This is a genomic window from Nocardia sp. NPDC023733 (genome assembly GCF_040639775.1).
Classification (GTDB): domain Bacteria; phylum Actinomycetota; class Actinomycetes; order Mycobacteriales; family Mycobacteriaceae; genus Nocardia; species Nocardia rosealba.
The window spans coordinates 385,228-406,005 of sequence record NZ_JBFAAN010000001.1 but is presented as its reverse complement, the minus strand read 5'-3'; the positions used below and the strand labels follow the sequence as shown (position 1 = coordinate 406,005).

Sequence of the window (20,778 nt, the reverse complement as noted above, 5' to 3'; positions counted from 1 at the left end):
GGGAGTTGTAGTGAACAACCGACCGATCAAGACCGCCGCCGTCCTCGTCGCGCTCGTCGCGTCGCTGGGCCTGAGCGCGTGCGGTTCTTCGGACACCGAGTCGAGCAGCGCGGGCGCCACCACCACCGCGGCCGCCTTCGAGTCCGGTACGGCCAAGCAGGACAAGGAAGAAGGCGGCGACGTCGCCGAGACCACCCCGCCTAACCTGCCCAAGCCCACCGTCGAGGAACTCAACGCGCGGCTCACCAAGGCGATGAGCGGCCAGCTCACCGCCGACGAGAAGAAGACCTACATCGAGGACGCCGACCAGGACCCGATGCTGGTCGACAAGTTCGTCGACGCCGCCAAGAAGAACAATGTGAAGGTCTCCATCACCAACGTGGGTGAACCCGCCGACGGCAAGCTCAAGGCCGACGCCGACGTCACCATCGACGGCCAGCCCGTGCAGGACGCCTTCATCGACTTCGTCGCCGAGGACGAGTCGTGGAAGGTGTCGCACACCTTCGCCTGCAACATCGTGAAGTCGGCCAAGCTCGACTCCGCGGCCTGCCAGGCCTGAGAAACGACGAAAACCGCCGGGCGACAACGTCACCCGGCGGTTTTCGTATTTCGAGGGTCAGACGCCGATGACCGTCGGAACGATCATCGGGCGGCGCCGGTAGGTGTCGGCGACCCAGCGGCCGACCACCCGGCGCACGCCCTGGGCGATGCGGTGGGTGTCGGTGATGCCCTCGCCCGCCAGACGAAGCAGCTCCGCCTCGACCAGTTCGTTCGCGCCGTCGAGCGCGGTGGGGTCATCGGAGAAACCACGCCCGTTGATCTCGGGGGTGCTCACCGTTTTGCCGGTGGTGGCGTCGATGACGATGGCGATCGAGATGAAGCCACCCTCACCGAGGACCAGGCGGTCCGACAGCGTCGACTCGCCGACGTCGCCCACGGAGAGGCCGTCGACGTAGACGTGCCCGACAGGGACCCGGCCGACGATGGAGGCGATGCCGTCGACCAGGTCGACCACGACGCCGTCCTCGGCGAGCACGACCCGCTCCTCCGGCACACCGGTCGCCACCGCGAGGGCGGCATTGGCGCGCAGGTGGCGCCATTCGCCGTGCACCGGCATCGCGTTGGTCGGGCGCACCGCGTTGTACAAGTACAGCAGCTCACCGGCCGAGGCGTGCCCGGAGACGTGCACCTTGGCGCTCTGCTGGGTGATGACGGTGGCGCCGAGCCGGGCCAGGCCGTTGACCACGGCGAACACCGAGTTCTCGTTGCCGGGGATCAGCGAGGACGCCAGCACGATCAGGTCGTCGGCGCGGATGTTGATCTGGCGGTGGTCGCCGCGGGCCATCCGGGCCAGCGCCGAGAGCGGTTCGCCCTGGGAACCGGTCGAGATCAGCACCAGGCGGTTGCCGGGCAGGTTCGCGGCCTGATCCATCTCGACCACGACATTGTCGGGCACCGACAGGTAGCCCAGGTCCTGGGCGATCTGCATGTTGCGCACCATCGAGCGGCCGACGAAACACACCTTGCGGTTGTGCTTCTGGGCCACATCGACCACCTGCTGGATGCGGTGCACGTGGCTGGCGAACGACGCGACGATCACCCGGTTACGGGCCTTGCCGATCACATTGTCGAGCACTCCGCCGATCTCGCGTTCGGGGGTGACGAAGCCGGGGACCTCGGCGTTGGTCGAGTCGACCAGGAACAGGTCGACGCCCTCGTCGCCCAGGCGGGAGAAACCGGCCAGGTCGGTGAGGCGGCCGTCCAGCGGCAGCTGGTCGAGCTTGATGTCGCCGGTGTGCAGCACCACGCCCGCCGGGGTGCGGATGGCCACGGCCAGCGCGTCGGGGATGGAGTGGTTGACCGCGAAGTACTCGAGTTCGAACGGGCCGTGCACGGTGGTCTCGCCCTCGGCGACCTCACGCAGCCGCGGCTGCAGGCGGTGCTCACGGGCCTTGGCCGCCACCAGGGCGAGGGTGAACTTGGCGCCGATCACCGGGATGTCGGGGCGCATGCGCAGCAGGAACGGCACGGCGCCGATATGGTCCTCGTGACCGTGCGTGAGCACGATCGCCTCGATGTCGTCCATCCGGTCCTCGATGGGCCGGAAATCGGGCAGGATCAGGTCGACGCCCGGCTGCTGGTCCTCGGGGAACAGCACACCGCAGTCGACGATCAGCAGCTTGCCGTTGTATTCGAAAACGGTCATGTTGCGGCCGATTTCGCCGATGCCGCCGAGCGCGAACACGCGCAGCCCGTTCTTGGGCAGCTTGGGCGGAAGACCCAGTTTGTCCTGGGCGGCCTTCTCGCGCGGCTCGGCCTGCGCGTCACCGCGGCCGCGACCACCCTGGCGACCCCGGCCACCGCCGCCACCGCGACGGTTCGGCTGCTGGGCAGCGGCCTGTTCGGCGGGCTTGGCCTTGGCGCGACGCGACGTCGTCTTCTTCGCCGGGGCGCGATCCTGCGCGATCTCGAGCGCCTCGGGTACCGACTCGGCCTCGGCCGTCAGTTCCGCCTCGGCGGCGATCTCGGCGACCGGTTCGGCCGCGGCGGGTGCTGCCACGGGCTGTTCGGCCACGGGCGGCACAGCGACCGGCTCGGCCGCCTGTGCGATCTCGGCCGGGGTAGGTTCCGGCGCGCCCGCGGGACGCGACGCGGCCCGGCGACGGGGCTTGCGACCAGTGGGTTCGGTCATGCGGTCACCCCCGCGGCTTGCAGATCCAGCGCCAGCTCGTCGAGCTGAGCCGGCGTCGGCATCAGCTGGGGCAACCGTGGTTCACCCACGTCAATCCCGAGCAATTGAAGTCCTCCCTTACACATCGCCACACCTCCCAGGCGGGTCATGGCCGCGTACAGCGGCAGCAGTGTCGCGTTGAGCTCCCTGGCCCGAGCCACCTCACCGGCCGTATAGGCCTGGTGGATCTCGCGCAGGCGTTCGGGCACCAGATGCCCGATCACACTGATGAATCCGACAGCACCCACCGAGAGCCAGGGCAGATTGAGCCCGTCGTCACCGGAGTAGAACGCCAGTCCGGTGCTAGAGATGAGATCGGCACCGGAGACGAGGTCGCCCTTGGCGTCCTTCACGGCGACGATGTTCGGATGCTCGGACAGATATCGGATCGTGTCGATGGCGATCGGCACCACCGACCGCGGTGGAATGTCGTAGAGCGTCACCGGCAGCGACGTGGCGTCGGCGACCGCGGTGAAGTGTGCGATCAGCCCCTCCTGCGTCGGCCGGGAGTAGTAGGGGGTCACCACGAGCAGACCGTGCGCGCCCGCGTTCTCGGCGGCGCGCGAGAGCTCGATGGAGTGCGCGGTGTCGTAGGTTCCGGCACCGGCCATGATGGTGGCGCGGTCGCCGACGGCGTCGACGACGGCACGCAGCAGATCGACCTTCTCCGACTCGGTGGTGGTCGGCGACTCGCCGGTGGTGCCCGAGACGACGAGCAGATCGACGCCGCGATCGACCAGGCGAGCGGCCAGCGCCACCCCGGCGTCCACGTCGAGCTTGCCCGCAGCGCTGAAGGGGGTCACCATCGCGACACCTACCGTGCCGGATGCGTGCAGCTCCGTGGGCGTCGATTCACCGTTCGTCATGGTCAGAAAGGCTACCCGGTCGGCTCGAGCGCCTCGACACCCTAGCGGCCGAAGTCGCGGCCGGTAGGGGTCGCCTTCCTTGCGTGATGTCATGAGTGACGTCATGCTGATGTCATGGATCTGAACGCTCACACCGCGCGGCTGCGCGAGGAACTGCTCGCCGCCGCGGCTCTCGGCGACGAGAAAACGCAGGCCACCGCCGCCGCACTGGCCGCAGCGGTGGAGAGCTCGCACCGGCTGGTGCTGCTGTCGGCCCTGTCGGAACTGGCCGCCGAGATCAGTACCGAGCTCGGTGACCGCACCGTGCACGTGCGTCTCGACGGCACCGACGTCGTGGCCGACGTGCGCAAGAACACGTCCGGCGACGATGCCGAACCCCCGACCTTCGAGGAGATGACCGGCGACATCAGCCGCGTCACCCTGCGGCTGGTCGAACAGCTCAAGTCCCGCGCCGAGGAGGCGGCCCAGCAGAACGGGCAGTCACTGAACTCGTGGCTCTCGGGTGCGGTCACCGGCGCATTGCGCGATCAGATGCGCGGACAGAAATGGTGACGCGCACCCGGTCATAACAGCGGGGCCAGGTCGCCGCGCTCGCCGATCACCACCTCGTCGAGTTCGAGCCAGTCCGCCATCTCGCGTAGCGCGCCGCGCAGCGCGTGGGCGGTCTCGGCGGTGGCGTGGCCGGGTTCGGCGAACGCGGCGGGGGCGAGCAGCCGTCCGGTCGCGCGTTCGGCGCGCAGGTCGACCCGGCCGACGAGCTTGCCGTCGAGCAGGAACGGAAAGACGTAATACCCGTGCACCCGTTGGGGTTCGGGTGTGTAGATCTCGATGCGGTAGTGGAAGTCGAACACGCGCTGTGTGCGGGGCCGGAAGAAGATGAGCGGGTCGAACGGGCACAGCAGGGCCGCACCCGTGATCCGGCGCGGGATACTCGCCTCCGGGTGCAGGTAGGCCGGTGCGTCCCAGCCGTCGACATCGACCGGGACGAGTTCGCCCGCGTCGACGAGTTCGGCGATGGCAGGCGCGCTCTGGCGGCGGTGCAGCCGGTAGTAGTCGCGCAGGTCGGGTTCGGTGGCGATACCGAGCGCCCGGCTCGCGCGGCGCACCAGTTCCCGCACCGCGTCGGCTTCGGCGATCGCACGTTCACGGATGTCGGCGGGGACGACACGCTCGGTGAGGTCGTAGTGACGGGTGAAGCCGACCCGGCGCGCGGTGGACAACTCGCCCGCGGCGAACAACTGCTCGCAGATCAGTTTGGTGTCGCTGAGATTCCACCAGGTGCCCTTGGGGCGCGGCTTGTCGAGTTCGAGATGCCGTTCGATCTCGCGGGCGCTGGCCGCACCGACCTCGGTGACCACGTCGAGGATGTCCTTGCCGAGCGTCGGGTTGCGTTCGGCCGCCTTGCGCATGCCCGCCCACCGGCCGTGTTCGTATTCGGCCATGCGCCACCGCATCAGCGGCCAGTCGGCGACGGGGATGAGCGCGGCCTCGTGTGCCCAGTACTCGACGAGTCCGCGCCGGGCGCGTGGGCTGTCGCTCCAGGCGGCGCCGTCGAGCAGGGTGCGGTCGTAGGGGCCGATCCGGCTGAACACCGGCGCGTAGTGGGCGCGTACCACGGCAGAGACCGAATCCAGTTGCAGCAGGCGGGTTCTGGCCACCACATCGAGAATCGCCCGCCGTTTGGGGTTGGCCGGGCGGCGTTTGCCGAAACCCTGGGCGGCCAGCGCGATCCGCCGGGCCGCCGCCGCATTCATCCGCTGCATGCCACCACCCTGGCACAGGGGTACGACAGATTCGGGTCAGGTGGAAACCCGCACGTCACCGGCAGTATCGATCTCCGTGCGCCGGTCGCCGTCGGGTCCGGTGGCCAGCACCGTCGCCACCCAGCGTCTGCCGATGGGCAGCACCCGCACGGTGACGGTGCCCGCCCGGGCCGCGTCGAGTGCCTCGACGGCGGCCTCGATCACGTTGCGCCGCACCCATTCCGGGACACCACGGAAACCGCCGTCGTCGAGCAGTGTCACCTCCACACCGCGCGCCCGCGCGCCCCGGGCGGCGGTGCTCAGGCGTTCGGTGACCAGTTCGGGGGCGCGTAATCCGTCACGCAGTTCGGCTTCGAGCAGCCTGCACTGTTCGCGTTCGTCGTCGGTGAGTTCGCGTCCCTCGGCGATGCGGGTCAGGATCGGGCCCGCCACCTGGTCGAGCCGGACCAGCTGACGGTCCCGCTCGGCCGTCGCCGCGTGCAGGGCCGCCTCGGTGGCGGCGCGCAGGTTCGCCTGCGATCCCAGCTCGCGCAGCGAGCGCTGGGTGGGCCGCACGATGGCCATGAACACCGTCACCGCGCCGACGGTCGCGATCGGGGTCAGCGCGCGCACCACGGTTTCCGCGTGCCACTCGGTGAACACCCCGAGCGTCATGAGCACCGACGCGGCCGCCGCCACGCCGAGCCAGGCCGCACCGACCCGCCCGCGCAGGACGAGCATGGCCAGCAGATACGAAGTGGGATAGGCCGTCCACAACTGGTTGGAGAAGCCCGAGGGGTTCTGCACCCACGGCACGGTCAGCGCCATCGCCATCGGTCCGGCGGCCGCGACGAACACCGTCGGCGGCCAGGGCAGCGGATCCATCGGGAACACCAGCACCACCAGCGCGGCCGCCGCCATCAGCAGCAGTGCGGCCGTGGCGGGCAGTGGTGGGGCGATGCCGAAGTTCACCCGCAGGTGCATCACGATGGTCGCTTCGAAGATGACGACGAACAGCCAGGCGGTTCCGTCGCTGAGGCCGAACAGGTCGCGCATCCCGAACGGCAGGTCGCGCTCAGCCATCGCTGGCCCACACCAGGGTGACCACGGTGCCCGCGCCGGGCGAGGACTCGACGAACGCCGCGCCACCCGCGAGGGTGCGCATGCGGCCGAGGATGCTGCCGGTGATGCCCATCCGGTCGGCCGGGACGCGGGCCGGGTCGAAGCCGACGCCGTCGTCGGTGAGCACCACCCGGATGCCGCCGGTCGCGATGGTCACCGACAAGCCACGCCGAACGGTGCGACCGGTTGCGCCCGCATGGCGCAAGCTGTTGCGCACCGCCTCCATGAGTGCCGCGCCGAGCACCCGCGCCGATTCCACCGGCAGCCGCAGGTCGGCACCGCGTGAGGAAACCTGAACGGGCAGTTCGGGATCCACTTCACGCACCGCGTCGCGCAGGAACTCGACCGTGGCGGCGGCGTCGAAGTGGTCGATCTCGGGGGCGTTGCGTGACTGTTCGAGCTGTTCGAGGGTGCGCGCGGCCTGGCGGCGCAGCACCGGGGTCGACCCGGCACTGCGTGAGGCCTCGAGCAGGGTCGACAGCACCGCGTCGTGGATGAGTGCGGCGAAGCGGGCGCCTTCGCGTTCGCGGGCGGTGGTCGCCGCGACCGTCGCGGCGCGTACCCGCTGCCGGATGGCCTCCCGGTCGACTCGTTCGGCGGCGGCCCGCGCGTACACCACGCACCACAGGAACAGCGCGGCCACACCGAGCGCCCGGGTGATGTCACCGACCAGCGTCCACATCGAACTACCAGGGATCACCAGCACATTCGATATCGCGGCCACCGTCGCCAGCAGCGCGACGAAGACCGCAGCCACCCGCCGTGGCCATGCCAGCCCCGCCGCCAGCGCACCGACAGCCAGTCCCCGGTAGGGCCAGGAGGCGAACGAGCCGATGTAGGTCACCGAGTACAGCAGCGGTGTCACCGCCGCAGCCGCGAGATAAACCACCGCGGCGGCGCCGGCCGCACGCCGGATCGCGCGCACCGGGCCGCGCGCCGACACGATCGCCAGTACCGCGAACAGCACATAGGCCGACACGAGGTGGATCTCGGGCCAGCGGGCGAGGTAGACCGGTTGCACCAGCACCGCGGGCAATTCGAGCATCATCACGATCAGCGCACCGATCCCGATGACCACTCCGAGCCTGCGCAGGATCTGATCGGTCGCCGCGTGCGACAGGTCGATCTCGGCGACGGGTGCGGGCGCGGCGGCGACCGCGGTGCTCACGTGCGCTGCTGCCTCTCCGGCACGGGCAGCCACCCGTCCTCGACGGCCCGTTTGTACAGGTCGGTCTTGGTGGGCGCGGGCCTGCCCGCGTCGGCGTACTTCTGCCGGATGCGGCCGAGGTAGTCGTTGACAGTCTGTTCCGACAGCCCCGTGAGGCGGGCCACGCGCGAGGCCTTCTCGCCCGAGGCGTAGAGCATGAGCACTTCCTCCTGGCGTGGGCTCAGACCCACGTCGGACAGCTGCGGGTCTCCGTCGATGGCGGCGGCCCAGTCGGTGGTGACCACCTGTTCGCCGGAGGCCGCGCGGCGGACGGCATCGACCACGGTGGCCGCGCCCTCGGATTTGCGCAGCACGCCGAGCACGCCGGCCTTGGCGGCCGAGCGGACGAGGAAGGCGTTGTCGGCGCCGGTGAACACCAGCACCTCGATGCCGCGCTCGCGCAGCGCGGTGACGTTGTCCTCGGGGCTCGACCCGTCGGGCAGGCGCAGGTCGAGCACCACCAGATCCAGGTCGTCGGCGTCGGCGAGCAAGCCCGCGACGGTCTCGGCGGTGGCGACCAGTTCCAGGTCGGGTTCGGGGCCGAGCATGGCGGCCAACCCGATCGCCACCGATTCGTGGTCCTCGACCAACCCGATCCGTCGCACCGTCTGCACCTCGGTCACCGACCACTCCCCATCTCGAACACCCATCCGCGGCCAGCCCGCAACACGTCGGAGTCGAGTTCTACCGTATCGGCAGCCGCGATGTCAGCCACCAGAATTCGGGGCGATGCGCATTTACCCCATCAGACCTGCGGCGATGGTGGCACCGAGCTCCCAGCAGCGTTCCAGTTCGGCCTTGCCGGGAGGCCCCGACACCACCACCGGCGCGGCCGCGCGCGTCCACCCGAGCCCGGTGGTGATCCGCTCGACGCTCGTCTCGGCGCCCTCGGTGCCCTCGTTGCCGTGCAGGTACAGCCCGTAGGGACGACCGCGGGTGGAGTCCAGGCACGGGTAGTAGATGGTGTCGAAGGCGTGCTTGAGGGCGCCGCTCATGTAGCCGAGGTTGGCCGGGGTGCCGAGCAGGTAGCCGTCGGCCTCCAGCACGTCCACGGCGGTGACGGCCAGCGCGGCTCGGCGCACCACTTCGACGCCCTCGATCTCCGGGTCGGTGGCACCGGCCAGGACCGCTTCGAACATCGCCTGGGTGTGCGGCGAGGGGGTGTGGTGGACGATGAGCAACCGGGCCATGAGCTACTTTCCGTCGCGTTCCAGTTTCTCGAGGGCCACCGCGCGGCGCATGGTCTCGCGGGCGCGGGTGCGGTCACCGGCGTAGTCGTAGGCGCGGGCCAGCCGGTAGGAGCTGCGCCAGTTGTCCGGGTCGGCTTCCCACTCGGCCTTGATCTCGGCGAACAGGGCGTCGGCCGCGTCGCGTTCGATGCGGCCGGACGGGCGACGCGGCAGCTGCGAGGTGTCGACCTCGCGGCCCTCGTCGTGGACGCGCCGGGCCAGGCGCTGATGATCGAGGGCGGCCTGCAAGGTGGTCCACACGATCCACACGCCGACGATCGGCAGCAAGAGCATGCCGATGCCGATGGCGATGCCCGCCGGCTTGCCGTCGGCGATGTAGGCGATGGCAAGGCCACCGAGGCGGATGAAGTAGAACACCAGCGCCAGCACCAGGAAGGCAACGAGCGCAACGGTTTTCACGACCTGACGGTTCGGCTCGGCCTGGGTCACCGGATCGGCGCTCACAAGTCGAGGAACGGGTCGAGCCCGACGGTCAGGCCCGGCCGTCCGGCGATCTCACGAACCCCGAGCAGCACGCCGGGGGCGAACGAGCTGCGGTCGATGGAGTCGTGGCGGATGGTCAGCGTCTCGCCCTGGGTGCCGAAGAGCACCTCCTGGTGGGCGACGAGCCCGGCCAGGCGCACCGAGTGCACGCGCACCCCGTCGACGTCGGCGCCGCGCGCACCCTCGAGTTCGGCGGTCGTCGCGTCGGGACTGCGCCCGACCCCCGCCTCGTCGCGGGCGGCGGCGATGAGCGCGGCGGTGCGGTAGGCGGTGCCCGAGGGCGCGTCGGCCTTGTTCGGGTGGTGCAGTTCGATGACCTCGACCGACTCGAAGAACCGCGCCGCCTGCTCGGCGAACCGCATCGACAGCACCGCGCCGATGGCGAAGTTCGGCGCGATCAGCACCCCGACCTCGGGACGCTGCGCCAACCACCCGCGCACCTCGGTGAGCCGTGCCTCGTCGAAACCGGTGGTGCCGACCACGGCGTGGATGCCGTTCTCGATCAGGAACTTCAGGTTGCCCATCACCACGTCGGGGTGGGTGAAGTCGACGACGACCTGGGTGCCGGTCTCGGTGAACGCCTCCAGCGCGTCGTCCTTGTCGACCTGGGCCACCAGCTCCAGATCGGCCGCCGCCTCCGCCGCCGCGCAGATGGCCTGCCCGACCTTGCCGCGTGCTCCGAGCACTCCGACCCGAATGGTCACCGCATCTCCTCGTCATCGTTTCCGCTTGTCCGCAAGCCTATCGAGCAGGCACCGGCCGGGGACGCCGAGGTCAGCCGAAGACGATCACCTGCCGCAGCGCGGCGCCCGCGGCGAGTTCGTCCATGGCCTCGTTCACCGCGTCGAGTCCGATGCGCGCCGACACGAGTCGTTCCAGCGGCAGTTTCCCGGCGCGCCACATCCGAACGTATTCGGGGATGTCGCGGGCGGGCACGGCCGAGCCGAGGTAGCTGCCGATGATGGATCGTCCCTGGGCGACCAGCGCGAGCGGGGAAATGGTGGCGGTGGCCTCGGGTGCGGGCAGGCCGACCGTCACGGTGACACCACCGGGAGCCGTTGCGGCGACGGCGGTTTCGAAGGCACGGACATTACCCGCGGCCTCGATCACCACGTCGGCGTTCACCGCTCGCTCGGCGATCTCGGCGGGGGTGAAGGCGGCGGTGGCCCCGAATTCCCGTGCCAGCGCCAGCTTGTCGGGCACCGTGTCCACGGCGATCACCTCACCGAGCCCGAGCGACACCGCCACCAGCACCGCCGCCATCCCCACGCCGCCGAGACCGACCACCATGATCCGGTCTCCCGCACCGGGTTTCGCGGCGTTGAGCAGCGCGCCACCGCCGGTGAGTACCGCGCAGCCCAGGACTGCGGCGACCTCCGGTGGTACGTCGTCGTCGACCGGGACCACCGACCGCCGATCCACCACGGCGTGCGTGGCGAACCCGGAAACCCCCAGGTGATGGTGCACGTCCTCGCCGTCGCGACGCAGCCGCCGCCCACCGCCGAGCAGCTCGCCCGCGTTGTTGGCGACACTGCCGGGCCCGCAGGGTGTGCGGCCGTTGCTGGCACAGCCCGCGCAGTCGCCGCAGCGCGGCAGGAACGTCATCACCACGCGCTGCCCGACCGTCACATCGTCGACACCGGCGCCGATCGCTTCGACGATGCCCGCCGCCTCGTGACCGAGCAGCATCGGCACCGGGCGCACCCGGTTGCCGTCGACCACCGACAGGTCCGAATGACACAACCCGGCCGCCTCGATCCGCACCAGCAACTCGCCGTCATCCGGCTCGGCCAGCTCCAGTTCGCACACGGTGATCGGCCGCGACTGCGCGAACGGTGCCGGATCGGCGACGCGTTCGAGAACGGCTCCACGAATCCTCATGGCGCGAACCTACCGCGCCATCGGCGTTGCCGGGCCCGGGATTCGGCGCTAATCTCGTTTCCGGTGACGGTGCTCCTGTCGGCCGCCTTGTACCGAGCCCAGGGTCGGCGCCGTCACGAACCAAGGAGAAATCCCCTGTCAGTACAGTTCAATCACACCATTGTCGGATGTCGGGACAATAGGGAAACCGCCGAATTCTGGGCGGACATCCTCGGGTTGGACATAGGAAAAGAGTGGGGTCCGTTCATTCCCATCCCGCTCGACAACGGCGTCACGTTCGATTTCGCGAAGGTGCCGCCGTTCGTTTCCGAGATCCAGCCGCAGCACTACGCGTTCCTGGTCTCCGAAGCCGAGTTCGACGCGGCCTACGCCAAGATCCAGCGCTACAAGCTGGACCATTGGGCCGATCCGCAGCAGCACGGCGTCAACGAGATCAATCACAACGACGGGGGCCGAGGCGTGTACTTCCTCGACCCCAACGGCCATTTCCTGGAACTGATCACCGTGCCCTACGGCGGTTGGCCCACATAATCGCCCGACCCCGTCCGGTCGTTTCACCCGGCCGGACGGGGTTCGTCCTCAGCCTTTCGCTCGGCTGCCGCGCAGCCCGAGCAGGGCGGCCAGCACACAGGCCACGGCGACGATCGCGATGAACCACGGGAATACCGTCGCGATTCCCCAGGTGGTCGCCGCCCAACCTGCCGCGAGCGTCGGCAAAGCCATTGCCGAATAGGCGAGCAGGTAATAGGCCGACATCGTTTCTCCGCGCCGATGCGGCGGCACTACTTCCGACAGATGACGCAGCGAACCACCGAAGCCGAGCCCGAACGTCGCGCCGAGCACGAGCCCCGCGACGAGCACGGCGGCCGGTTGTTTCGTGGCCAGCGCCGGAATGGTGGCCAGCAGCGCGGCGGCCATACCGAGGTCACCCATGATCGCCGCCCTGCGCGCCGGAATACGGGTGGCGAACAGTTGGACGATCGCCGCGGCCAAGGCGGTCGAGGCGACGACGACCCCACCGAAGACGAGGTTGTGCACGCCGGTCTCGGCGGCGGCCAGCGACGGATACAGCGACAGCAGCACACCGAGCACCGACCACGCGGCCATCACACCGATCGCGGAGAACCAAAAATCGGCACTGATCTCTTGCGGCACAGCGGGTTTCGCGATCGTGATACGTCCCTTGACCCGGGCCGTGTGCGGTTCGCGCAGGGCGAGGATCCCCGCGGCGGCGGCAAGACAGACCACCGCGATCACCACGTACGGCGTGCGCAGCGGCGACGGCGCGTACTGGGCGAGCACGGCGGTACCGAGCACCGCGATCGCGATGCCCACATTGAACGCCACCCCACTGAGCTGGCCGGACCGCGCGCCCCGTTCGGGTCGCAGATCCAGCAGCGCGGCGGCACCCGCCACCACGGTCGCCCCGACCGCCGCGCCGTGCAGGGCCCGCGCCAGCAGCAGCATCGGTACCGAGTCGGCGAGCAGGAAGGCGATCAGCCCGAGGATCATGGTGGCGAACGCGCCGACGATCACCGGCTTGCGCCCGACCACGTCGGACACGCGACCCGACACCAGCACCGCGCCGAGCGCGGCCACCGCGTACACGGCGAAGACCATCGTCGTGGTGAACGGCGACAGGTGCCATTCGGTTTCGTAGATTCCGTACAGCGGGGCGGGCGCCCCGGAGACACCGAGTGCCACGCCGGTGGCGGCGAGTACCAGCCCGTAGGCCCACCGTTGACCGGTTTCGGTCGGCACCATCGTTGTCGCTGCCATCGCAGCCCCCATCAGGTGAGTTTGATAACCATCGAACGACCCTGACCCTACGCCGGGTATGATGACTATCAAACCCGGGAGTGAGGTAGATCATGACGCAGGCTAAAGATCTCCCCGCGGCGCCCACCCTGCCCGTGGCGGAGCTGCCCGCCGTACTCGGCGCGCTGCACGATCCCGTGCGCCTGGAAATGGTGCGGCGCCTGAGCAACGCGGGCGGCCCGCTGCGCTGCTCGGCGCTCTACGACGCGATCAACAAGTCCACCGCGACCCACCACTTCAAGATCCTGCGCGAAGCGGGCCTCATCGAGCGCCTCACCCTCGACGGGCAGACCTATCAGCGCCTACGCACCGAAGATGTCGAATCGGCGGTCCCTGGATTGCTCCCCGCAGTCGTCGCCGCCGCCAACAGCGCTGCCGACGACTGACGAGCAGCGGTCCTGCCCTCGCGCCTACGGTCACCGGGCGCCGGAGCCGACACCTGCTGCCGCGACCACGCGGCCCTGCGGACCGGTTGCCGCTGTCACCACCCCTCGCGGCCTACGGTCGCCAGGCACCGGAACCGACAGTTGCTCGCGCGACCACGCGGCCCTGCGGACCGATTGCCGCTGTCACCACCCCTCGCGGCCTACGGTCGCCAGGCACCGGAACCGACAGTTGCTCGCGCGACCATGTGGCCCTGCGGACCGATTGCCGGTGTCACCGGGTCGGGGTCACGGCCGGTACCCCCGTGACAGTCGGGGGTACGACGAGAGTCGGAACTCGCAGGGTCGGGATCGTCGGGAACTCGCGCGGTGAGATCGTCGGCGGTGCGGGCACATTCATGAACTCACGGCCGCGCATTTCCCCGTCGACGATCTCGCCGCCACCCCACCACACAGCCGCACCCGCCCCGGCCAGCAGGGCGCACACGATCGCCGCGATCACGGGCAGCCTGCGGTATCCCGCTCTATCGCGCCAGATTCCGATTCCGGCTTCCAGAACGAGGGTGAACAACACCGCACCGACCACGGCGAGGAACGCACCGAATACGGCGGGCTGGCGCGCGAATCCGCGTGTGAGACCGGCGAGGACGACCAGCGGCAACACGCAGATGCCGAGCACCATGATCTGCACGGCCGTGAAGTCGAAGCCGTCTTCGGGATCGGGGTCGTCGCGACCCGGCCGCAACCACGCCGTGTACAGCAGCAGATGCGCGAGCGCGGCCCCGAGCGCACCGAGCACGAGCAGCCAGCTCCCGATCCGGATGAACGCCACGTACTCCGACCGCATCGCCACCGCGCCGAGTACGACACCGAACGCCGCACCGACCACCACGAGCAGTGCGAACACCACGCGCGGTCGCAACACGCGAGTCCGCAGATACCCGGTAGGCAGTTGTTTGCGCAGCTTGTGGAACACGCCGAACCAGGCGAGCGGAATCGCCGCCAGCAACACCGGCGACACGATTCGGAGCAGCATCGTGGGCGCCCACATCGCCACGGCCGCATAGCAACCCGCGAAGAACCACACCCACGCGGCGAGCCGCATCAGTGATCGCCAGTGCACCTCGGCGAGCAGCCGTTTCGCCTTGCTGTCCGTCGGCGCCTGCGCGAGGACACCGCGCAGCGTCGCCACCGCCGACTGCCTGCCACCGTCGACGCCGCCGAACTCGAGCTGCGCCTGCATGCGGAGCAGGTCTGTGTGGGTCGGGTCGAGCAGGAGTCCCGCGCCGACATGGCGCCGGATCCCGTCGAAGTCGCCGAGGCGCTCGTAGATCTCGGCGGCGGAGCAGTGCACGCCGGCGTCGTCGGGCGCGAGTTCGACGGCCTTGCCGACGAGCGCAACGGCCCGGTCGCTGTCGGCGCCCGGCGCGAAGGCGATCATCCACGCCGCCAGCAACAGCGAAGCAGGTTCGTGGGGCAGCAACCGCAGGACCGTCTCGCTGTGCTCGCGCGCCCGCCCCCACTCCCCCAGCATCGCCGCGCACATGGCGGCCAGCATCTGCGCTTCGGGCAGTTCAGGGTCGGCACCGATGGCGCGCCCCGCCCACCGCAACGCCTCTTGCGGATCGTCGAGCGCGAAGGCCGTGTTCCCCAGCGCGACAAGCAATTCCGGGTCGTCCGGTGCCTGCGCCAGCACGGCCCCCAGAATTCCCCGAGCCTCCTCGGCCCGCCCGATCTCCAAAGCCACCCGCGCCCGCTCGAGCGCTGCCTGTACCGGCACGATTTCCCCTCCCCCTGGATTCCTCGGGCGCACACTACCGTTGCTACGGCAGTCAGGACGACCGGCCTGCCACTGCTCGCGGCAGTCGAGATCAGGCCAGGGCGCCGAGCCCACCCGAGTGATCAGCGCTCAGGTGTCACGATCGGCACCTGGCCAACTGTAGGTAGCCGGAAGTAGGACGGCGCATACAGTGGCGGCCTCGGTATCGCGCGTGGAGTCGTGATCTGTGGTGGGACGGTCGGTAGCCGGACGAGAGTCGGCGTGGGTGACACCGGAACCGTGCTCGGTGAAACCTGCGATGGCGCAGGGGTATTCACGACATCGCGGCTCCGCAACACGCCGACGTCGATTTCGCGACCACCCGAGAACAGCGCCGCCGTCGCCACGACGGCTACCGATACCAAGACCAGCGCGAACTCCAGATCTTTTCGCAGGGTGGACCGGCGCAGCCGGAGCACACGAATCCAGTCGATCAAGAGCGCACGAATCCATTCGATCAGGAACGTGAGCAAGACGATGCCGAGCACCGCCGACAAGGCCCCCGATACCGCGGGCTGAGGTGTCCAGCCACGCACGAACCACACGATCACCGTCAACGGCACCAGGACCACCGCGGTCACGACCAGGTAGCCGGCCGCGAGGGCTGCGCCGCCGTCCGGGGGGACGTCGTCGTGTCCGCGCCGCAACCAGGCCGCGAAGATCACGAGGTGGGCGAGCGCGGCCCCGAGCGCGCCGAGCACGAGTAGACGGCAGCCGAACCGCACTGTGGCGGCATCGGCGGACGACATCGCCACGGCTCCGACGACCACCATCGCGCCGACTGCCGCGGCCAGCACCAGTGCGAGAAGTACCCCGGGGCGGCGCAGGGTCCTGGCACGTAGATAGCCCGGAGGGAGCTGGTCACGCAGCGTGCCGCACACCCCGGTCCACGCACGGACGGGGACGACGATGAAGATCACGGTCAGCACCCACAGCAGCCACGGTCTACCCCAGATACCCACCAGCGCAGCACATCCCGCGAAAACCCAGACCCATGCCGCCAAGCGCATCATGGCCCGCCAGCAGATCTCGGCGAGCATCAGCCGCGCCGAGGCATAGGCCGGTGTCTGTGCCAGCAGGCTCCGCAGCGTGGCAACGGCCGCCGTCCTGCTGCCGCTCAGGGTGAATTCCGATCGAGCTTGCAGGTAGAGCAGTTCCGGCTGTGTCGGGTCGATCTCGAGGCCCGCCCCGCGATGTCGTCGTGCCGCGTCGCGGTCGCGCAGGCGCGCGTAGATCACGGCAGCCGACCGATGCACCTCGACGTCCTCCGGCGACAGTGCGATGGCTTCCGACAGTGCCGCGCGCCCCGGCCTCGTCCCGGGGAGCCCCGAATGCACGCAACCAGGCGAGCAGCAGCCATGAGAACGCTTCGTCGGGAAAAAGCCGCACGACGATGTCGCCGTGCGCGAAGGCGGTGTCCCAGTCACCGCGTGCCGCCGACGCTTTGGCGATCATCTCGTGTGCGCCCGCCGATTCGGGTTCGCCGACGGCCGCCTGCCTCGCGTAGTCGAGGGCCTTGTCGAATTCCAGGCTGTCGTAGGCGATTCCGGCCAACTCGACCAGCACGTCCGGGTCGTCGTGCGCCTGCGCCAGGGCAGTACCCAGCACCCGGCGCGCCTCCTCGACACGTCCGATCCGCCTGGCGGCACGCGCACGTTCGAGCGCCCCCTCCACCGTCACAACCATTCCCTCCCCGCCGACGTCGTACCGTTGACGATGCTGCGTACGGCGCCGGCGAACCATTCGGCGACCGGCGTCCACCGCGCATCACGCTACGGTGCGACTACGACAAGTTCGCTCCTGATCGCCGCCGGTGTTACAGCGGGCTCACCAGCCGAGTCTCGTAGGCGTAGATCGCCGCCTGGGTCCGGTCGCGCAATTGCAGTTTGTCCAGGATCCGGCCGACATGGGTTTTCACCGTCTGCTCGGAAATCACCATCTCCCCGGCGATCTCGGCATTCGACAACCCGCGTGCGATGAGTACCAGTACCTCGGTCTCCCGCGCGGTGAGCCCCGCCGCCTTCTCCGCCGACCGCACCGACTGCCCCTGCCGGGCGAACTCGGACAGCAGGCGCCGGGTGACCGAAGGGGCGAGCAGCGCCTCACCGGTGGCGACCACGCGCACCGCTTCACCGAGCGAACGGGCCGAGGATTCCTTCAGCAGAAAGCCCGAGGCACCGGCACGCAACGCGGAATACACGTAGGCGTCGAGGTCGAAGGTGGTCAGCACGATCACCTTGGCCGGGCCGGCGGCGGTGATACGGCGAGTGGCCTCGATCCCGTCGCACACCGGCATCCGCACATCCATGAGCACCACATCGGGGGCCAGCCGCTCGGTCTCGCGCACCGCCTGCTCGCCGTCGGCCACCTGACCGACGACGTCGATGTCGGGCTGGGAGTCCAGCAGCACGCTCAAGCCCTCGCGCACCAGCTCCTGATCGTCGGCGATGAGCACCCGGATGTTCGCCGGTGCCCCACTTCGAGCTTGATACTGGTTGTCCGACAACGGAATTCGCCCCTCTGTGCGGACGGCGCGCGCTGCGCCGAACCGATCCGAACCACCCTGCGACATCAGCGTAATCGCCACCGCGCGAACGCACCGGGCGGGCCGCATCCCTCTCGAGGACTACCCGCGCAGTTGGCTCCCGGGATGGATGTGGCGAAAATGCCTGCTCAATACGCTCGAAAGCATGATCCAAGCACGTAACTTGACCAAGTTCTACGGCAGGACTCGCGCCATCGACAACCTGAGCTTCACCGTCGAACCAGGTCGGGTCACGGGGTTTCTCGGCCCCAACGGTTCGGGCAAGTCGACCGCGATGCGCTGCATACTCGGACTCGACACCCCAACCTCCGGTACGGCGACGGTACTCGGCCAGGACTACCGCCACCTGCGATTCCCACTGCACACCGTCGGCGCCCTGCTCGATGCGAGCGATGTGCTCGGATCGCGCACCGCCGCCTACCATCTGGCCTTCCTCGCGGCGAGCAACGGCATCCCACGCACGCGGGTCGACGAGGTGCTCGAGCGGGTCGGGCTCGCCGACGTGGCCGGGATGCGGGTGAAAGGCTTCTCGCTCGGCATGCGCCAGCGCCTCGGCGTGGCCGCCGCCCTGCTCGGCGATCCCGCCGTGCTGATCCTCGACGAACCCGTCAACGGTTTGGACACCGAGGGCATCCGCTGGATCCGCCAGACCCTGCGGGCCATGGCCGACGAGGGCCGCACGGTGCTGCTGTCGAGCCACATGATGAGCGAGACCGAACTGGTCGCCGATCATCTGTTGGTGATCAGCCGGGGCAAGATCGTCGCCGACGAGCCGACCGCCGACTTCGTCGCCAATGCCGAACCACGGGTGCGGGTGCGCGGGGACGAGCTGGCCCGGCTGGCCGCCGTGCTCGGCGACCGCATCGAGATCCGGGGCGACACCGGCACCGTGCGCGGGGTGACCGCACGCGAGATCTGGCGCCTCGCGGCCACCCACGACATCGTCCTCGACGAGCTGACGCCGGTCACCGCGACGGTCGAAGAGGTCTTCACCCGGCTGGTCTCCGGTCGGCACACCTTCCAGGACACCGAAACACTGCAGGAGTCGGCATGAGTACCACGATCGTCACCAGCACCACCGCCACCCCGAACCGCTCGGCGCCACCCCGGGAGGTGATGCGATACCAGGTGATCTCGGAGTTGATCAAGATCCGATCGTCGCGGGCGCTGTTCCTGCTGCCCGTCCTTGCGCTGCTGATCGGCCCGGTGTCGGCGGCACTGGTCGGCCTGTCCGACAGCCTCGAGACCACCGACACCGTGATCGGCGGCGCCTTCACCGCCATGACCCTGCCCATCGCGCTCATCGGCGCCTGGGGTGCACTGGTCACCTCCACCGAGTACACCTCGGGGACCATCCGATCGGTCCTGGCGGCGACACCGCAACGCGATGTCGTGTTCGGGGCGAAGATGCTCACCGCCGCCGCGGTGAGCACGACCCTGGGCATCGCGGCTACCACGCTCACCTATCTGGTCGGCATCTTCGCCATCGACAGCTCGAAATACGCCGCGGGTGACGCGTTTCCGGGCTTGCTCGGCATCGTCTGCGTGTTCCCGGCGGTGGCCCTGTTCGGGGCGGCGCTCGGCATCCTGATGCGCAGCTCCGCCGGGGCGGTCGCCGCGGCGGCCGCGCACGTGGTGCTGCCCGAGGCGGCGTCGGCGACAGCGTTCGGCGAGTTGCACAAGCTGGCGACCCTGCAGGCACCCAGTGCCGTGGTCGGCAAGCTCTCCCAAAGTGCCGATGCCTCAGCCGAACTCATCGGCGCGCTCGGCGGCTGGCCCCGGCTGGCGATCGTGGTAACCGTGACACTCGGGGTGTCGGCCCTTGCCCGCCGCGCCCTGCTCCGAAGGGATGTCTGACATGTCCGTACCCACCGGCCGGGGCATCGTCCGCCTCGGTTTCCAGATGCCCGACTTCAATTTCGGCGCACCGGTCGACGAGCTGTTCCCCGCTATCGTCGCGCAGGCGCAGGCGGCGGAGAAGGCCGGATTCGACACCCTGTTCCTGACCGACCACTTCTATCAGCGCTTCGGCCCGCCGAACGGCCCGACGCTCGAGGCCTACACCACGCTCGGCGCGATCGCCGCCGTCACCGAGACGATCCGGCTGTCCACCATGGTCACCGGCAACACCTACCGCAATCCGGCGCTGCTCGCCAAGATCGTCACCACCCTCGATGTGATCAGCCGGGGCCGGGCGATGCTCGGTATCGGCGCGGGCTGGTTCGAGCTCGAACACCTCGCCTACGGTTACGAATTCGGCACCTTCACCGACCGGTTCACCAAGCTGGACGAGGCACTGCGGATCATCGCACCGATGTTCCGCGGACAACGCCCGAGTTTCGAGGGCACCTGGTATCGCGTCGCGAACGTCATCAACGAACCACGCATGCGCGACGACGTGCCGATCATGCTCGGCGGTGCGGGCGAGAAGAAGACCTTCGCCCTGGCGGCACGGCACGCCGACCATCTCAGCATCGGCTGCGAGACCGACGAGCTGCCGCGCAAGATGGCCGCCCTCGACCAGCGCTGCGCGGAGGCCGGGCGCGACCGGTCGACGCTGGATGTCAGCTACCTCGCCTTCGTCGTGATGGACGAGAACGCCGACCGCGCCGAACAGCTCATCGACGACATGTTCGCCGCGCGCGTGGGTGAACGGGCGAAGGTCGAGCGGGTGCGGGCTTCGATGGCGGGCAAGTTGTTCGTCGGAACGCCGAAGCAGGTCGCCGAGCAGATCTCCGAACGCGTGCTGGTCCACGGCGTCGACGGCCTCATCATCAACATGGTTGCCAACGGCCACCATCCCGGTGTTCTCGAGATGGCAGGCGAGGCACTGAAACCGCTGGTCGCCTGAGCCTTCGTCCGCCGTGTGACGCTGTCGTCGCACGGCGGACGACTGCGGGCAGCCTTTGACAGCGCATAGTCCGAAACGTA

The 20,778-nt window shown here is 69.4% G+C and carries 21 protein-coding genes; 7 read left to right on the top strand and 14 right to left on the bottom strand.

Features of this window, described 5'->3' with window-relative positions; all coding sequences use genetic code 11:
• The first annotated feature begins 10 nt into the window (after positions 1-10).
• Positions 11-559: a hypothetical protein gene (locus AB0F86_RS01755; RefSeq protein ID WP_067636350.1), complete on the top strand. Its 549-nt coding sequence runs from the start codon at positions 11-13 to the stop codon at positions 557-559.
• Between the two features lie 57 nt (positions 560-616).
• Here AB0F86_RS01755 and AB0F86_RS01750 read toward each other — a convergent pair whose 3' ends face one another.
• The gene (locus AB0F86_RS01750; protein ID WP_356983962.1) at positions 617-2,692 is read right to left on the bottom strand and encodes a ribonuclease J; all 2,076 of its coding nucleotides are present in this window, start codon (positions 2,690-2,692) and stop codon (positions 617-619) included.
• Positions 2,689-3,597 carry a 4-hydroxy-tetrahydrodipicolinate synthase gene (gene dapA / locus AB0F86_RS01745; RefSeq protein ID WP_067492706.1) on the bottom strand — a complete coding sequence of 303 codons (909 nt, stop codon included), beginning with the start codon at positions 3,595-3,597 and terminating at the stop codon, positions 2,689-2,691. Before dapA ends, AB0F86_RS01750 begins: the two co-directional genes overlap by 4 nt.
• Positions 3,598-3,711: 114 nt before the next feature.
• Here dapA and AB0F86_RS01740 point away from each other — a divergent pair, with 114 nt between their 5' ends.
• Positions 3,712-4,149 carry a hypothetical protein gene (locus AB0F86_RS01740; protein ID WP_067492704.1) on the top strand — a complete coding sequence of 146 codons (438 nt, stop codon included), beginning with the start codon at positions 3,712-3,714 and terminating at the stop codon, positions 4,147-4,149.
• A gap of 11 nt (positions 4,150-4,160) precedes the next feature.
• Here the strand turns inward: AB0F86_RS01740 and AB0F86_RS01735 are convergent, their stop codons facing one another.
• From AB0F86_RS01735 to AB0F86_RS01700, 8 genes are all read right to left on the bottom strand, one after another.
• Positions 4,161-5,360 carry a crosslink repair DNA glycosylase YcaQ family protein gene (locus AB0F86_RS01735; RefSeq protein ID WP_225280462.1) on the bottom strand — a complete coding sequence of 400 codons (1,200 nt, stop codon included), beginning with the start codon at positions 5,358-5,360 and terminating at the stop codon, positions 4,161-4,163.
• Positions 5,361-5,396: 36 nt separating this feature from the next.
• Positions 5,397-6,422 (bottom strand): hypothetical protein, encoded by a 1,026-nt coding sequence (locus AB0F86_RS01730; RefSeq protein WP_181696926.1) that lies wholly within the window; start codon positions 6,420-6,422, stop codon positions 5,397-5,399.
• Positions 6,415-7,629, bottom strand: a complete 1,215-nt coding sequence (locus tag AB0F86_RS01725; RefSeq protein WP_181696925.1) for an ATP-binding protein — start codon at positions 7,627-7,629, stop codon at positions 6,415-6,417. Before AB0F86_RS01725 ends, AB0F86_RS01730 begins: the two co-directional genes overlap by 8 nt.
• Complete coding sequence (locus AB0F86_RS01720) at positions 7,626-8,318, bottom strand: response regulator transcription factor (RefSeq protein ID WP_067492691.1); 693 nt, start codon at positions 8,316-8,318, stop codon at positions 7,626-7,628. Before AB0F86_RS01720 ends, AB0F86_RS01725 begins: the two co-directional genes overlap by 4 nt.
• An 87-nt stretch (positions 8,319-8,405) precedes the next feature.
• Positions 8,406-8,858 carry a flavodoxin family protein gene (locus tag AB0F86_RS01715; RefSeq protein WP_225280461.1) on the bottom strand — a complete coding sequence of 151 codons (453 nt, stop codon included), beginning with the start codon at positions 8,856-8,858 and terminating at the stop codon, positions 8,406-8,408.
• 3 nt (positions 8,859-8,861) lie between these two features.
• Positions 8,862-9,362: a hypothetical protein gene (locus AB0F86_RS01710; protein WP_225280460.1), complete on the bottom strand. Its 501-nt coding sequence runs from the start codon at positions 9,360-9,362 to the stop codon at positions 8,862-8,864.
• Positions 9,359-10,105: a 4-hydroxy-tetrahydrodipicolinate reductase gene (gene dapB, locus AB0F86_RS01705; RefSeq protein ID WP_181696923.1), complete on the bottom strand. Its 747-nt coding sequence runs from the start codon at positions 10,103-10,105 to the stop codon at positions 9,359-9,361. The genes AB0F86_RS01710 and dapB overlap by 4 nt, the downstream gene beginning before the upstream one ends.
• 70 nt (positions 10,106-10,175) lie before the next feature.
• A complete protein-coding gene (locus tag AB0F86_RS01700) occupies positions 10,176-11,282 on the bottom strand; it encodes a zinc-binding dehydrogenase (RefSeq protein WP_356983957.1) in 1,107 nt (368 codons plus the stop codon).
• 135 nt (positions 11,283-11,417) lie between these two features.
• On the opposite strand from AB0F86_RS01700, the gene AB0F86_RS01695 reads away from it, so the two are divergent.
• Positions 11,418-11,813: a VOC family protein gene (locus tag AB0F86_RS01695; RefSeq protein ID WP_067492972.1), complete on the top strand. Its 396-nt coding sequence runs from the start codon at positions 11,418-11,420 to the stop codon at positions 11,811-11,813.
• A gap of 48 nt (positions 11,814-11,861) precedes the next feature.
• Here the strand turns inward: AB0F86_RS01695 and AB0F86_RS01690 are convergent, their stop codons facing one another.
• Positions 11,862-13,061 (bottom strand): MFS transporter, encoded by a 1,200-nt coding sequence (locus AB0F86_RS01690; RefSeq protein WP_356983956.1) that lies wholly within the window; start codon positions 13,059-13,061, stop codon positions 11,862-11,864.
• Between the two features lie 92 nt (positions 13,062-13,153).
• On the opposite strand from AB0F86_RS01690, the gene AB0F86_RS01685 reads away from it, so the two are divergent.
• A complete protein-coding gene (locus AB0F86_RS01685; RefSeq protein ID WP_067492681.1) occupies positions 13,154-13,486 on the top strand; it encodes a helix-turn-helix domain-containing protein in 333 nt (110 codons plus the stop codon).
• A 271-nt stretch (positions 13,487-13,757) separates the two neighbouring features.
• Here AB0F86_RS01685 and AB0F86_RS01680 read toward each other — a convergent pair whose 3' ends face one another.
• The 3 genes from AB0F86_RS01680 to AB0F86_RS01670 all read right to left on the bottom strand — a co-directional run bounded on the left by AB0F86_RS01680 (position 13,758) and on the right by AB0F86_RS01670 (position 17,889).
• On the bottom strand, positions 13,758-15,263 hold the full coding sequence (locus AB0F86_RS01680; RefSeq protein ID WP_356983954.1) for a tetratricopeptide repeat protein: 1,506 nt from the start codon (positions 15,261-15,263) through the stop codon (positions 13,758-13,760).
• 122 nt (positions 15,264-15,385) lie between these two features.
• On the bottom strand, positions 15,386-16,558 hold the full coding sequence (locus AB0F86_RS01675) for a hypothetical protein (protein ID WP_356983952.1): 1,173 nt from the start codon (positions 16,556-16,558) through the stop codon (positions 15,386-15,388).
• A 560-nt stretch (positions 16,559-17,118) separates the two neighbouring features.
• Positions 17,119-17,889, bottom strand: coding sequence for a response regulator transcription factor (locus AB0F86_RS01670; protein WP_356983950.1), 771 nt, complete (start codon positions 17,887-17,889; stop codon positions 17,119-17,121).
• A gap of 103 nt (positions 17,890-17,992) precedes the next feature.
• Between AB0F86_RS01670 and AB0F86_RS01665 the strand changes: the two genes are divergently transcribed.
• The 3 genes from AB0F86_RS01665 to AB0F86_RS01655 are packed head-to-tail and all read left to right on the top strand — an operon-like array spanning position 17,993 to position 20,698.
• A complete protein-coding gene (locus tag AB0F86_RS01665) occupies positions 17,993-18,901 on the top strand; it encodes an ATP-binding cassette domain-containing protein (RefSeq protein ID WP_225280454.1) in 909 nt (302 codons plus the stop codon).
• The gene (locus AB0F86_RS01660) at positions 18,898-19,704 is read left to right on the top strand and encodes a hypothetical protein (RefSeq protein WP_356983948.1); all 807 of its coding nucleotides are present in this window, start codon (positions 18,898-18,900) and stop codon (positions 19,702-19,704) included. The genes AB0F86_RS01665 and AB0F86_RS01660 overlap by 4 nt, the downstream gene beginning before the upstream one ends.
• Position 19,705: 1 nt before the next feature.
• Positions 19,706-20,698, top strand: a complete 993-nt coding sequence (locus AB0F86_RS01655) for an LLM class F420-dependent oxidoreductase (protein WP_181696916.1) — start codon at positions 19,706-19,708, stop codon at positions 20,696-20,698.
• Positions 20,699-20,778 lie beyond the last annotated feature (80 nt).